The sequence below is a fragment of the Ditibartonella apihabitans genome, assembly GCF_002007485.1.
In the GTDB taxonomy this organism is placed as follows: domain Bacteria; phylum Pseudomonadota; class Alphaproteobacteria; order Rhizobiales; family Rhizobiaceae; genus Bartonella; species Bartonella apihabitans.
Genome location: NZ_CP015820.1, coordinates 2,502,488 through 2,515,564, shown reverse-complemented (window position 1 = coordinate 2,515,564; position 13,077 = coordinate 2,502,488). Strand labels below are relative to the sequence as shown.

General features: G+C 46.4%; 11 protein-coding genes. 8 read left to right on the top strand and 3 right to left on the bottom strand.

The window, feature by feature from the left end; all coding sequences use genetic code 11:
* Positions 1-122 precede the first annotated feature (122 nt).
* Positions 123-941, bottom strand: a complete 819-nt coding sequence (locus BBC0178_RS11230; RefSeq protein ID WP_078040210.1) for a lytic murein transglycosylase — start codon at positions 939-941, stop codon at positions 123-125.
* 334 nt (positions 942-1,275) lie between these two features.
* Between BBC0178_RS11230 and ffh the strand changes: the two genes are divergently transcribed.
* From ffh to rpsP, 3 genes are all read left to right on the top strand, one after another.
* The gene (gene ffh, locus BBC0178_RS11225) at positions 1,276-2,820 is read left to right on the top strand and encodes a signal recognition particle protein (protein WP_078040209.1); all 1,545 of its coding nucleotides are present in this window, start codon (positions 1,276-1,278) and stop codon (positions 2,818-2,820) included.
* Positions 2,821-2,843: 23 nt separating this feature from the next.
* Positions 2,844-3,149 carry a chorismate mutase gene (locus tag BBC0178_RS11220; RefSeq protein WP_078040472.1) on the top strand — a complete coding sequence of 102 codons (306 nt, stop codon included), beginning with the start codon at positions 2,844-2,846 and terminating at the stop codon, positions 3,147-3,149.
* Positions 3,150-3,230: 81 nt separating this feature from the next.
* Positions 3,231-3,620, top strand: a complete 390-nt coding sequence (gene rpsP, locus BBC0178_RS11215; protein ID WP_077973205.1) for a 30S ribosomal protein S16 — start codon at positions 3,231-3,233, stop codon at positions 3,618-3,620.
* Between the two features lie 572 nt (positions 3,621-4,192).
* Here rpsP and BBC0178_RS11210 read toward each other — a convergent pair.
* The gene (locus BBC0178_RS11210; RefSeq protein WP_077973200.1) at positions 4,193-4,405 is read right to left on the bottom strand and encodes a DUF1674 domain-containing protein; all 213 of its coding nucleotides are present in this window, start codon (positions 4,403-4,405) and stop codon (positions 4,193-4,195) included.
* Between the two features lie 83 nt (positions 4,406-4,488).
* On the opposite strand from BBC0178_RS11210, the gene htpX reads away from it, so the two are divergent.
* The 5 genes from htpX (at position 4,489) to BBC0178_RS11180 (ending at position 11,574) form a co-directional block, all read left to right on the top strand.
* Entirely contained in the window at positions 4,489-5,445 is a 957-nt protein-coding gene (htpX, locus tag BBC0178_RS11205; RefSeq protein ID WP_078040208.1) for a zinc metalloprotease HtpX, read from the top strand.
* A 10-nt stretch (positions 5,446-5,455) separates the two neighbouring features.
* Positions 5,456-6,826: an RsmB/NOP family class I SAM-dependent RNA methyltransferase gene (locus BBC0178_RS11200; protein ID WP_149867491.1), complete on the top strand. Its 1,371-nt coding sequence runs from the start codon at positions 5,456-5,458 to the stop codon at positions 6,824-6,826.
* 374 nt (positions 6,827-7,200) lie between these two features.
* Positions 7,201-8,838, top strand: a complete 1,638-nt coding sequence (locus tag BBC0178_RS11195; protein ID WP_078040471.1) for a heparinase II/III family protein — start codon at positions 7,201-7,203, stop codon at positions 8,836-8,838.
* Between the two features lie 155 nt (positions 8,839-8,993).
* The gene (purH, locus tag BBC0178_RS11190) at positions 8,994-10,610 is read left to right on the top strand and encodes a bifunctional phosphoribosylaminoimidazolecarboxamide formyltransferase/IMP cyclohydrolase (RefSeq protein WP_077973197.1); all 1,617 of its coding nucleotides are present in this window, start codon (positions 8,994-8,996) and stop codon (positions 10,608-10,610) included.
* Positions 10,611-11,430: 820 nt separating this feature from the next.
* Positions 11,431-11,574 carry a DUF1127 domain-containing protein gene (locus BBC0178_RS11180; RefSeq protein WP_077973196.1) on the top strand — a complete coding sequence of 48 codons (144 nt, stop codon included), beginning with the start codon at positions 11,431-11,433 and terminating at the stop codon, positions 11,572-11,574.
* Between the two features lie 493 nt (positions 11,575-12,067).
* On the opposite strand, the gene BBC0178_RS11175 is transcribed toward BBC0178_RS11180, so the two are convergent.
* Complete coding sequence (locus tag BBC0178_RS11175; protein WP_078040205.1) at positions 12,068-12,946, bottom strand: DMT family transporter; 879 nt, start codon at positions 12,944-12,946, stop codon at positions 12,068-12,070.
* Positions 12,947-13,077 lie beyond the last annotated feature (131 nt).

The window sequence follows — 13,077 nt, the reverse complement described above, 5'->3', positions numbered from 1 at the left end:
AAGCCCGTCAATCAAACAGGCTTTTTCGGTTTTTTTAAAATATTGAAGCAATAACGGGCCATAACTTTTAACGGTTATAGGCACGGAAAATTCCAACCGTAATTTCACGGTCGGTTGTTTTATCAATTACCATCTATCTGTTTGCCCATAATGGCAATCGACTGTTGGTAAACGCTTGCATCATTCCAACCTTGAATGGCGGCAAAATTGGGCTCTCCGGGTTGATAACCCTGTCCCGGTTGCCAACCGTGATTGCGTAGGAAATTGAATGTTGAAGCAAGAGCATCAGCCTTAGAATTGATCATGTCGATATGACCGTTCCCATCACCATCGGCGCCATAAAGCAGAACGTTTTTCGGCAAGAATTGGGTTTGCCCGATTTCGCCATGCATGGCACCGATAGAATTCGGGTCAAAATCTCCGCGGTCAATCAGCTTTAAAGCGGCATAGAGCTGGTCGGTAAAAAAGGCGCTGCGTCGACAATCATAAGCCAATGTTGCAACGGCTGACAGCGTATGTTGTTTCCCCATATAGGAACCGAAACTCGTTTCCATGCCCCAAATGGCAATCACCGGACCGGATGCAACGCCGTATTTTTTCTCGAGCCGGTCAAACAGTGCCGCATTCTGCTTTTTCATCACTCTGCCACGGGCAACAATGGTTGATGAACCGCGTTTCTTCATGAATTGGTCAAGGCTCAGTTTGAAACTTTTCTGACCACGGTCTGCATTGATGGTTGCTTGTGCATAATGCACATTGTTCAAAGCGGCTATGCCACGTTTGCCAATTCCGTTTTCTGCTGCTTCCTGCTTGGTTGCCTCTACCCAGTTTTCAAAACCGGCCGAAGTACTTCCGCATTTTGGAGCTGCAAGGGCAACTCCTGTGGTTGCGGCAAATACCAAGCCGATAAAACCGGCCTTTATCGCGCTTTTACAAAACATTCGAGCTGTTCCTTCTCAAAAACCTGACCTTTTGCGGGTAAAATGTTGTTTATCGCTTATAACAAGTTGCCCCCGAAACCAAGTGGGATTACACATTATTATATATTATAGTTACAGAATATGCTTTGGCCTTGACGCTTCAACCTTGACAAAAGGTTCTTTTTGCTGTTTTAAGACGCTTTAAATCTGCGACAAGCTTATCAGACTTGGAGCCACCGACCGGGACCCGTAACGGTATAAAGAGATCCCGGAGGTCAACATCCGACAGCGCGATGCGCCCTCGGGTGGGTGTTTCGTTTGGTTCGGGTTTGTTGGCTTATTAAAGAGGTAGACAATGTTTGATTCCTTACAGGAACGTCTGGGCACTATTCTGAACAATCTGACAGGGCGGGGAAGCTTGTCGGAGCAGGATGTTGCAACCGCTCTGCGTGAGGTTCGTCGTGCGCTGATCGAAGCCGATGTTGCACTTGATGTTGTGCGCTCCTTTACCGACCGTGTCCGTGAAAAAGCGGTTGGTGCCAATTTGCTCAAATCAATCAAACCGGGGCAAATGGTTGTCAAACTCGTTCATGACGAGTTGGTGGAAATGCTTGGCACAGAAGGCATTTCTATTGATCTCAATGCACCCTCACCGGTTGTTATCATGATGGTCGGCCTGCAAGGTTCAGGTAAAACGACAACTTCGGCAAAAATTGCCAAACGTCTCACTGAAAAGCAGAACAAAAAAGTTCTGATGGCTTCTCTTGATACACGTCGTCCGGCGGCTCAGGAACAATTGCGCCAGCTCGGTGAACAGATTCATGTGCCGACATTGCCGATCATCGCCGGCCAGACACCGGTTGAAATAGCTGCCCGTGCTGTTCAGGCTGCAAAACTTGGCGGTCAGGATGTTGTTATTCTCGATACTGCCGGTCGTACCCATATTGATGAGCCGCTTATGGTCGAAATGGCCGACATCAAGGCCAAATCCGCACCACATGAAATATTGCTTGTTGCCGATAGTCTGACCGGTCAGGATGCTGTCAACCTTGCCCGTTCATTTGACGAGCGTGTGGGCATTACCGGTATCATATTGACACGTATGGATGGTGACGGGCGCGGTGGTGCTGCCCTTTCAATGCGTGCCGTGACCGGCAAGCCGATCAAGGCCATTGCAACCGGCGAAAAAATGGAAGCGCTGGAAGAATTCCATCCGCGCCGCATTGCCGATCGTATTCTTGGTATGGGCGACATTGTTTCGCTGGTTGAAAAAGCTGCCGAAACGATAGATCAGGAAAAAGCCGCCGCACTTGCCAAAAAAATGCAGAAGGGCAAATTCGACCTGAGCGATTTGGCCGAACAGCTCAAGCAAATGAAAAAATTGGGCGGCATGGGCGGCATTCTCGGCATGATGCCGGGCATCGGAAAAATGAAAGACCAGATTGCGGCTGCTGGTCTTGATGACAATCTCTTTAATAGGCAATTGGCCATTATTTCTTCCATGACCAAAGAAGAACGTGCCAATCCCGATCTTTTGAAACATAGCCGCAAACAGCGCATTGCCAAAGGTTCGGGTACCAATGCGGCCGACATCAACAAGCTTCTTAAAATGCATCGCCAGATGGCCGACATGATGAAAATGATGGGCGGCAAGGGCAAAGGTGGTCTGATGCAGAAGATGATGGGTGGCATTGGCGCCAAATTGGGATTTGGCGGTTTGGGTGGTGGTCTTCCCGACCTTTCGTCAATGGATCCCAAGCAATTGGAAAAAATTCAGAAACAGGCTGAAAGTGCAGGCCTTGGAAACAAGCTTCCCGGTCTTGGTGGCGGGGGATTGCCCGGACTACCTTCAAGTGGAACCAAATTTCCGGGGCTTCCAGGTCTGCCGAAGAAGCATTGAAAAACGAAGAAACGTTGAAGATTATGAGTGATACAAAAATTCCTGAAGAGCTTTTGCAACTTCGTGAATCAATCGACAATTTTGATGCCGCACTTGTGCATATCCTTGCCGAACGGTTCCGCTGCACCAAAGCTGTGGGAGTATTAAAGGCAAAATATGGCCTTCCGCCTGCCGATCCGTCACGCGAAAAACGGCAGGTCGAACGTTTGCGTAAGCTTGCTGAAGAAAGCCATCTTGATCCCGATTTTGCGGAAAAATTTTTAAATTTCATCGTCAAGGAAGTCATTCGTCACCACGAAGCGACGGCTTTGAAACTGAATTCGAAATAAGGAAACAATTCTGCCGGAACAGGAAAAGGCCGGCGGCAACCCCATTGGTAAAAAGCCAAAACCGACAATAGGAGATAAAACATGTCGTTGAAAATTCGTCTGTCACGCGCAGGTTCAAAAAAGCGTCCTTACTATCATATCGTTATCGCCGATATCCGCAGCCCGCGCGATGGCCGGTTTATCGAACGTGTCGGTTTCTGGAATCCGATGCTTGCCGACGAGAATGATCGCGTAAAGATGGATAACGAGCGCATTCAATATTGGCTCGGACATGGCGCTTTGCCGACAGATCGCGTTGCACGTTTCCTTGATGCTGCCGGTCTTTTCAAACGCAAGCCCCGCAACAATCCGAATAAAGCGCAGCCCGGCAAAAAAGCTCAGGAACGTATTGCTGCTGCCAAACAGGCTGAAGAAGAAGCTAAAGCTGCCGCTGCTGCTCCTGCTGAGGAAGCAGCCCAGCCGACAGAATAAGATTTTAAAAACACAAATTTTCGAGACTTTTGATAAGTCAGGAAAAGAAAGCAATAAACGGGCATTTGATGCCCGTTTTTTGTTGGAATTTTTGTGTGACGCATAAGCGTAGAATAGGTTGTTTTTTTACATTCTCCATTTTTATCTCGGGGTATAACTTTGTAGCTGAAATTCAGTGCAGCAATGGTTTTCATCCGGCAGACGACCGGTTTACGATCAACTATCTGTGGCATGCAACGAGAAAAGCTTTTTAAAAAAGTGCCAGAGCCTGTCCGATCAAACCGGAAAGGCGGGAAAGCTTTCTATATTGTCCATTACAGAATGGAAATAATGACAGGAACATCATTACGGGAAAATGTTTTTCTTATGAACTCAAGCTTGAAATAAAAATCGGTGAAACGCAAAACAACAGCTTGTAAAAGCCGGTTTTGAAAAAATGATGTAACATATTATTGCGACACATATTAAAAGAGTAGTCTTGTTAAGCAATATCGCGCAAAGCAAATCAATGTCGCTTGAAACAGGCTTAGTCGTTCAATAAAGCGAGGTTTATTTGAACGAGCTTTCAAAAATCAGAAGTCGATAGCCCGCCCTTTTATTTCCCAATCTCCATAACGTGAAGGGTCGTTACCACCACGGCCACCAATTTCCTTCGGCGCATCGGTTTTTTTGGCTTTTTTACGCCGTTCCTCGGCTTCTTTCAGTGCTCTTTGTGCAGCAGGCGGAAGTTCTTTTTTTACGGAATTTTTATTCTCTATATTTTGTTCTTGTTGTTTGTCAGTCATTTTTCATAGGTCTTCCATTGAAGAAAACGGAAATATTCACCATCATATAAGGACAAATATGCGTTATATCGGAGTTGTTGACAATGAATTTTATGCGTACCGCCATGCTTCTTGCTTTCATGACGGCACTGTTAATGGGCGTCGGTTACCTGATTGGCGGCAGTAATGGCGCAGTGATCGCATTTCTCGTTTCAGCCGGAATGAATCTGTTTTCCTATTGGAATTCGGATAAAATGGTTTTGAATATGTATGGCGCTCGTCAGGTTGATGAGCGGAGCGCCCCCCAATATTACCGGATTGTCAGTGATCTTGCCAAAAAAGCCGGTCTTCCCCAACCGAAAGTCTTTGTGATTGATGATGCTCAGCCCAATGCTTTTGCAACCGGCCGCAACCCCGAACATGCCTCTGTTGCAGCCACAACCGGCCTGTTGAATGCGCTTAGTCCGGAAGAACTGGCCGGTGTCATGGCGCACGAGCTGTCACATGTGCAAAACCATGATACGCTGACAATGACGATTACCGCTTCGATTGCCGGTGCCATTTCGATGCTTGGTAATTTCGCGTTGTTTTTCGGCAGCAGTAACCGTGATTCCAATGGCAATTCCAATTCATCGGGTATTATCGGTACAATTATTGCGATGTTCGTGGCGCCTTTTGCTGCAATGCTTGTGCAAATGGCGATCAGCAGAACACGTGAATATGCGGCCGACAAACGCGGTGGGCAAATATGCGGAAATCCGCTATGGCTTGCTTCGGCTTTGAACAAAATTGCCCGAGGTGTTGAAACTATCCCCAATGAGGAAGCAGAGCATAATCCTGCAACAGCACATTTGTTTATCATCAATCCCCTGAATGGCAGCGGGGCGGATAATCTTTTTTCGACCCATCCCTCGACAGAAAATCGTATTGCAGCCTTGCGTAAACAGGCCGAGGAAATGAATATTACGACAACAAGCGGTTCGCCATGGGAAAATCTGCGCCGCACTGTTGAACGTCCGTCATGGATGCGCAATAACACGCCGAAAGGTCCATGGTCATAACGAGTCGATATTGGCAACTAAACGTAAAATAGATCAATCCGGTTTGTCAGAAAAAAAATCCGCAGTGCCTGTTCCGGGACTTCCGGCAAGACAGGCCGCAGCCCGCCTTCTTTCGGCAGTGGTTGACAAAAAGACTTCGCTTGATGGTCTCACTGATAATGAGCACGGGCATCCTCAATATTTGGCACTTGAAATGCGCGATCGTATGCTGGTGCGCGCCATTTTGGGGGCAGCACTTCGCCATCGTGCCGATATTGAAAGAATCTTTAAGTCTTATCTTGATCGGCCTTTGCCGCAAAATGCCCTGTCGTTAAGGCATCTTCTCCATGTTGCGGCAGCACAAGTGCTCTATCTTGACGTTCCCGACCATGCGGCAATTGATCTTGCAGTCACGGCCGCTAAAAGCGACCCGCGCAATCAGCGTTTTTCCGGCCTTGTCAATGCGATTTTGCGAAAACTTGCCCGCAATGCCGATAAGGAACGGGCGCAAAGCCCGGCCACGGAAAATATTCCGGCATGGTTTTCGGAAATGCTTGTTGAAAACTATGGTCGCGAAAAGGCGGCAAAAATATTGGCCGCACAGGCAAATGAACCAGCAATTGATATTACCGTCAAAAGCACCCCAGAAATTTGGGCGGAAAAACTTGGCGGGCATGTTCTCTTTAATGGCACAGTCCGGCTTGAACATGTCGAAGGGGCGGTAAGCGATCTTGAAGGTTATCAGCAAGGGGACTGGTGGGTGCAAGATGTCGCTGCCTCTCTTCCCGCCCGTTTGCTCGGCAATATTAAAGATAAAGCTGTTGCAGATTTATGTGCGGCACCCGGCGGAAAAACGGCAGAACTTGCCATTCAGGGCGCCCATGTGACAGCAATCGATCTTTCGGCAAACCGCTTGAAACGTTTACAACGCAATATGGAACGGCTTAATTTGAAGGTTGCAACATGGGCTGGCAATCTCGAAGATTTCAAACCGCAAGAGCTTTTCGACGCTGTTTTACTTGATGCTCCCTGTTCGTCGACCGGAACAATCAGAAGACATCCCGATATTTTATGGACAAAAGATATTAGTGACGTTGAAAAACTTGCAAAATTACAGCTTGAACTTCTTGTCGCTTCCATTTCGCTTGTCAAAATTGGCGGTTTGATTGTCTTTGCAAATTGTTCGATTGCCCGACAGGAAGGTGAAGAGCTCGTCAATAATGTTCTCTCAAGCCGCAATGACATCAAGCTCGTGCCAATCCGTGACGAGGAAGTGGGGGGAAGAAAGGAGCTTTTATCAAACGGAGTTTTGCGGACAACTCCTGCCGATCTTGAAGGACAAACACCTTCATTATCGGGTATGGACGGCTTTTTTGCTGCGAGATTCAAACGTATTGCTTAAGCTTTTCGCAACTTCGCTATTTTTTCGGCTTCTCCGGTATATTCTGACAAAAGAGAAATGAGGCTATGACACCTTCAGTTTTTTGAAAATTTGTTTTGTGAATTTTAAATTGCTGATGGGCAGAATCCGGAATTTTTAATGCCGATATTTCAAGGTTGAACGTTTGAAACGGGGAGAGTAATTCAGCTTTTTTCCAAAAATAGATGATAATAATTTCATTTGATCGCGATGGTCTATTGCGAGTTTTTTACCAAAATTAACCAATCATTCACCTTAATCAAAGAAAATACACTCAAGTTTGTTTTCTTGGAGTTCCGATCGTGTCCACTACAGTTGATCAGCAATATAAAACATCGCCGGCGCTTTATGCTGCGATGCGTGTGTTGCGGCGTGTGTGTGTGGGGCCGTTGTTCCGTTGGCGTTTTTCCGGCTTTCGTCCGCAGCGCATTCTGGCCGAACCGGTCGATCTTCATTTGGCCGATCCGGAAATGGCGCATGAATTCTATCATGGCCGGTTCGCACTTGCCGGACGAATTGTGCAGACAGGGTCAATCTCTCCTTTTGCGATCGAGCCACCAACGCCGGCCTGGGAAGCGGCACTTAACGATTTCAGCTGGCTCCGGCATCTTGATGCGGCACGCACTCCTCTTGCCAATGCCCATGCCCGTTCTTTGCTCAATGATTGGCTTGAACAATCCGGAAAACATGTCAAAGGGCCTGCCTGGTATCCCGATGTTGCGGCACGAAGACTGATTTCCTGGCTTTGCCATGCACGAATGTTGCTTGATGGAGCAAATGAAAATTTCGAACGTCGTTTCATGCGTGCATTGGGTTTTCATGCACGGTTTCTAAGAACGGCTATCCGCAATATGGACGAGGATGAAAACCGTCTTCAGGCGGCAACGGCGTTATGCTTTGCGTCCATTTGTTTACCGGTGTCCCCTTCAATGAAGAAGGCAGCACAGGCACAGCTTACCCGCTCTTTGACCCGACAAATATTGCCGGATGGCGGGCATATTTCACGCAATCCTGCAACATTGCTTTCGCTTTTGACCGATCTTATCGCATTGCGTCACCTTTATGCCCATAGCAAAGAGACTGCACCCAGAATATTGGTTGATTCGGTTGAACGCATGTTACCGGCTTTGCGGTTTTTTGTTCATCAGGATCAGACGCTTGCCCATTTTAACGGTGTCGGACCGGTTTTGCCGGAACGGCTGGCAGTTGTTTTAAAACTCGACGAGACAGCCGGTATGCCTTTTTCACATGCTCCCTATTCCGGCTATCAAAGACTTTATGCCAATAACACAACCATCATTGCCGATACCGGAACCATACCGCCGCGTCAGGTTTCCTATCAGGCGGCCGCAGGCTGTCTTTCATTCGAAATGTCCTCGGGTGCTGACAGGTTTATTATCAATGCAGGAATCGACCCTTATGGACCGGCCGATTATGCTTTGATGGCGCGGGCAACCGCAGCCCATTCGACTGCAACATTGAATGATACCTCTTCCGGTAAATTCTATAAGCGGAAAGGCAAAACCCGTGCCGCACTCATAAGCGGCCCGACAATTGTCAATATAAAGCGGGTTGAAGAACCGGATCGTATCGGTTTTGTCGCAAGTCATAACGGTTACGTCGGATCATTCAATATGATTCACGAACGTGGATTGCTGCTTACATCCAATGGCAATATTATCGACGGTTACGATTCCTTCTATGCTCCTGCCGGCAAATCCATCAAGAGCGATGGTCGTGACAATGTAGCGGTGCGTTTCCATCTTCATCCGCATGTCGAGGTGAGCCATGATGGGAACAGCTTGCGTCTGGAAGTTTTGAAGGGAGACGTGTGGAATTTTATTTCTCCCGATGCCGATATCCAGCTTGAAGATTCAATCGACTTTGCAGATGCAAGCGGCCCCAAAAGGACACGGCAGATTGTCTTGAATTTTCGGCCGGTTCTCACCGAAAAAGTCCGTTGGCGTTTTACACGTATTACCGGTGCAAGCTAAGTATTTGACCTGAAAATGAAGATAGTTCGAAAAGAGCTTATCTAAAAGTTTCAAGTCAAAACCGTTCACTTTTCTATTCACAGCGTGTTTTTTCCAACTTCCTGTGCTATGGCAGTTAAGGTTATTTCTTCTGCGTAAATTTCAGGAACAATACTATGACTGTGACATCGAAACACATTCCCGCGCCCGATTTGCTTCGGGTGCGTCGGGCTCTTATTTCCGTATCGGATAAAACCGGTCTTATCGACTTTGCGACGCGACTTCATGAATATGGCGTCGAGCTTATTTCGACAGGCGGTACTGCAAAGGCTTTGGCTGAAGCCGGTTTGCCTGTCAAAGATGTCTCCGAAGTTACCGGTTTTCCGGAAATCATGGATGGTCGGGTCAAAACTCTGCATCCGGCAATTCATGGAGGCATACTAGCAATCCGTGATGATCCCGAACATCAGGCCGCAATGAAAAAACACGGAATTGTCGGCATTGATCTTGTTGCTGTCAATCTTTATCCGTTCGAGGAAACAAGACTTTCCGGTGCCGATAATGAAACCATTGTCGAAAATATCGACATTGGGGGGCCGGCAATGATTCGCGCGGCCGCAAAAAACCATGCCTATGTTACAGTTGTGACAGATTCGGATGATTATAATCTGGTATTGGCTGAACTTGATAAAAATGAAGGCAGTTTGAAGCTTTCTTTCCGCCGTATGCTGGCTGCCCGTGCTTTTGCCCGTACAGCTTCATATGATGCAGCAATATCGAACTGGTTTGCCGAGAAGCTTGAAATTGATACGCCGAAATGGCGTGCAATTGGCGGCGAGCTCGAAACAATCATGCGCTATGGTGAAAATCCGCATCAAAAGGCGGGTTTTTATCTGACCGGTGAAAAGCGCTTTGGTGTATCAACCGCGCAGGTTTTACAGGGAAAACAGCTTTCCTATAATAATATCAATGATACGGACGCAGCCTTTGAAACGGTGGCCGAATTCGATCCGGAAAAGACTGCTGCAGTCGCTATCATCAAACATGCCAATCCTTGCGGGGTTGCCAAAGGCAAAACGTTGAAAGAAGCCTATCTCAAAGCCTTGGCTTGTGATTCTGTTTCGGCTTTTGGTGGTATTATCGCGCTTAACCGTCCGCTTGACGAAGATTGCGCTACCGAAATTACCAAAATTTTTACCGAAGTTATTATCGCACCGGACGCTACAGAAACAGCCCGCGAAATTATTGCCAAGAAGAAGAATCTGCGTCTTCTGATTACCGGTGGTCTGCCTGACCCGCGCGCTCCCGGTTTGACAATGAGAACCGTATCTGGTGGCATGTTGGTTCAGACGCGCGACAATGGTGTAATTGACGATCTCGAATTGAAGGTAGTTACAAAACGTCAACCGACCGAAGCGGAAATGCGCGATCTCAAATTTGCGTTTCAGGTTGCCAAACACGTCAAATCAAATGCCATTGTCTATGTGAAGGATAATGCAACAGTCGGCATTGGTGCCGGTCAGATGAGCCGTGTGGATTCAGCCCGTATCGCTGCGCATAAAGCGCTTGATGCAGCTAAAATTGCAGGGATAAGCGAGCCTTTGACCAAAGGTTCGGTTGTTGCCTCCGACGCTTTCTTCCCGTTTGCTGATGGATTATTGTCGGCGGTTGAAGCGGGTGCAACAGCGGTCATCCAGCCCGGCGGTTCTATCCGCGACGACGAGGTGATTGCAGCAGCTGACGAAAACAACATCGCTATGGTCTTTACCGGCATGCGGCATTTCCGTCACTGAATAAGTGGTTAAAAATAAAAAGTGCAATTTTAATCAAAAGCTGCCGAATGAGTTCCGGCAGCTTTTTTAAAGCTATCGTTGTTTCCGATACTTTCCGGAAGTGATCAGAGGCCACGTTGATCAAGCTTCAAAACGGAGGCATCGGAGAAAAATAGCGATTATTTCAGCAAAAATATTTTTAAAACCGGCTAAGCAATGTTTTGATAGATTTACCGGAGATTTCTACAAAACTGTCCACTTTTCTCAAACAGCATTATGTCTATGAGGCGTATCGCACAGCAAATTCTTGTTTCACAATTGCAATCGATATGCCGCGATTCATTGAAACAGATCAGGGGTTTCTTGGCCAAGACAGTTTCGAGATCGCAAACGATCGCGCGAATAAACAATAGCGCTCGTCAAAAATTATTTGCTTATGCCGACAATATATTTCAAGTTCGTGATAGGAATTACTCTAAACGAAAAATTAACCATGATTTATGAAATTTTGTAGAAAATATCGTTAACTTACAAGTTATTTTGCACAGGTAACTAGAATTTCGTTCTTTCAAATTTGTAATTTGGATTAATTTAATACAATTTCCATGAAATTTTTGGCAGGAATTATGGCAAAAAACGAAGATTTATTTCGTAAATAAGGCGAAATGTCATGGAATGAGGCAAAAGGCGGACAATTCTTAATGAATTGTGACTAAAAAATACGCAAATTGCTTAAACGTTGCACAGCAGCTATGCAATCTTGTCACTCCTCAATCAATAAAGTCAGGCTTATATACGCCTCAACAAATTCAAACATAATAATATAAATCAGGTGAGTGTCATGAATCTTCTTCGTAGTTTTAATAAATGGCGCCGTTATCGTACAACTTATAATGAATTGAGCCGTCTTTCTGCTCATGAGCTAAACGATCTAGGCATTACCCGTTCAGAGATTGCGGCGATTGCTCGCCGTACAGCACGCTAAAAGCTCACAGAGCCTTCCCCCTCGGGCTCTGTGTGGAAAGCCTTTCCTTCCCTTGAGGCTTTCCCTTTGTAACGTCTGCTGCTCCCTCCCGCAGCAGGCGTTTTTTATTTCCTCCCTTTGTAACGTCTGCTGCCTGCTCCCTTAAGCCAAGCGTTTTTTATTTTCTTCCTTTGGGGCTTTTCTTTTGTAATCTCTGCTGCCCACCCCCCGCAAACAAGGCGTTTTATTTCAAAGCTCTATTTCAGTCTTTTAGAACAATACAGCAATCCGGTCGCAAAGCATTCCTATATTAAAAGACGTGTCTCGCCATCGGTTCATTGATTGCGGCGATTGCTCGCTTTATAGCACGCTGAAAACTTGCGAGATTTCTTCTCGGGCTTGCCAGCGAAGTTTTCTTCACATTAGGCTTTTTTATTTTTTCACGGGTTCTTTTTCGATCGATGAAAATTCAGTCGGGCAGGGGAAAGGAACTGATTTTATGGATTTAAGTATTTTATGGCGTGGCTTTTTGTGGTGTGGTTTGAGTACTGTGATGTTTTTCACGCATGAAAGTTAACAGACTCGAAGCCATGATCAGGATAATGCCAATGATCATGGGAAGATCGAGATGATCGTTGAAAATGAAGTAGCCGAATAAGATAGCCCAGATCATCTGGCTATATTGCGGGGTAGCAATTGCAATGGCGGGAACGCGACGAGCCGCAGCCATGAGGAAAAGCGCGCCAAGAGCTGCAAATAATCCATAACCGGCAAGATAAAGCCATTCGAAGTTATGCGGTTCGATATAGCCTGGTAAACTCAATAAACCACAAATAACAATCGAACCGATAATTCCGCTGGAATAGAGTGTGATGCGTTTTTCACGTCCTCCCATATGGCGGACAATAATAATGGAAATAGCACCGCTCAAACCGGCAAAAACAGCTCCCACATGTCCGATATTGAGCTCGCGAAAACCTGGTCGCAAAACGACAAGTACACCGATAAAGCCGATAATGATGGCCAACCAACGCCGCCACCCGATGGCTTCTTTTAAAAATATCATGGAAAGAATACTGACAAACAAAGGCTGTAAAAATATGAGTGTAAATGCCTCTGCCATTGATAAATGTGTAAAGGCCGTCACACTGCCAATAACGCCAAATGCGCCCGATATTGTGCGCAAAAACCACATTGGCCAGTTTTGTGAACGAATAATGTCTATCCATTTATTGTCACGGTTTTTCAAAAACGGAATGACAATAATGCTGATTAAAGCTCCGAAAAAAGCCGTTTCATAAGGGGGAAGTGCACCATCAATAAATTTGACACAAGCATCACTGATCGCGTAGGCGGCATAAGATGCAAAGGAAAGGAAAACTCCATAAACCATGTTTATTCCTTCCGTTTGCTTTTACCTGCGTTATCTGGTTGTTCGTGTTCGCACCACCGCATTCGCTTGATCAAATTCGCCTCACTGAATTCGAATACCCGAAAACGATTTTCCAGCAAACAATTGAGCAC

What these genes read in the sequence shown, in the direction of transcription:
- ffh (WP_078040209.1), top strand. Translation starts at nt 1,276, where the DNA reads ATGTTTGATTCCTTACAGGAACGTCTGGGCACTATTCTGAACAATCTG.
- htpX (WP_078040208.1), top strand. Translation starts at nt 4,489, where the DNA reads ATGAATTTTATGCGTACCGCCATGCTTCTTGCTTTCATGACGGCACTG.
- BBC0178_RS11220 (WP_078040472.1), top strand. Translation starts at nt 2,844, where the DNA reads ATGAGTGATACAAAAATTCCTGAAGAGCTTTTGCAACTTCGTGAATCA.
- BBC0178_RS11175 (WP_078040205.1), bottom strand. Translation starts at nt 12,946, where the DNA reads ATGGTTTATGGAGTTTTCCTTTCCTTTGCATCTTATGCCGCCTACGCG.
- BBC0178_RS11180 (WP_077973196.1), top strand. Translation starts at nt 11,431, where the DNA reads ATGAATCTTCTTCGTAGTTTTAATAAATGGCGCCGTTATCGTACAACT.
- BBC0178_RS11195 (WP_078040471.1), top strand. Translation starts at nt 7,201, where the DNA reads ATGCGTGTGTTGCGGCGTGTGTGTGTGGGGCCGTTGTTCCGTTGGCGT.
- BBC0178_RS11230 (WP_078040210.1), bottom strand. Translation starts at nt 941, where the DNA reads ATGTTTTGTAAAAGCGCGATAAAGGCCGGTTTTATCGGCTTGGTATTT.
- rpsP (WP_077973205.1), top strand. Translation starts at nt 3,231, where the DNA reads ATGTCGTTGAAAATTCGTCTGTCACGCGCAGGTTCAAAAAAGCGTCCT.
- purH (WP_077973197.1), top strand. Translation starts at nt 8,994, where the DNA reads ATGACTGTGACATCGAAACACATTCCCGCGCCCGATTTGCTTCGGGTG.
- BBC0178_RS11210 (WP_077973200.1), bottom strand. Translation starts at nt 4,405, where the DNA reads ATGACTGACAAACAACAAGAACAAAATATAGAGAATAAAAATTCCGTA.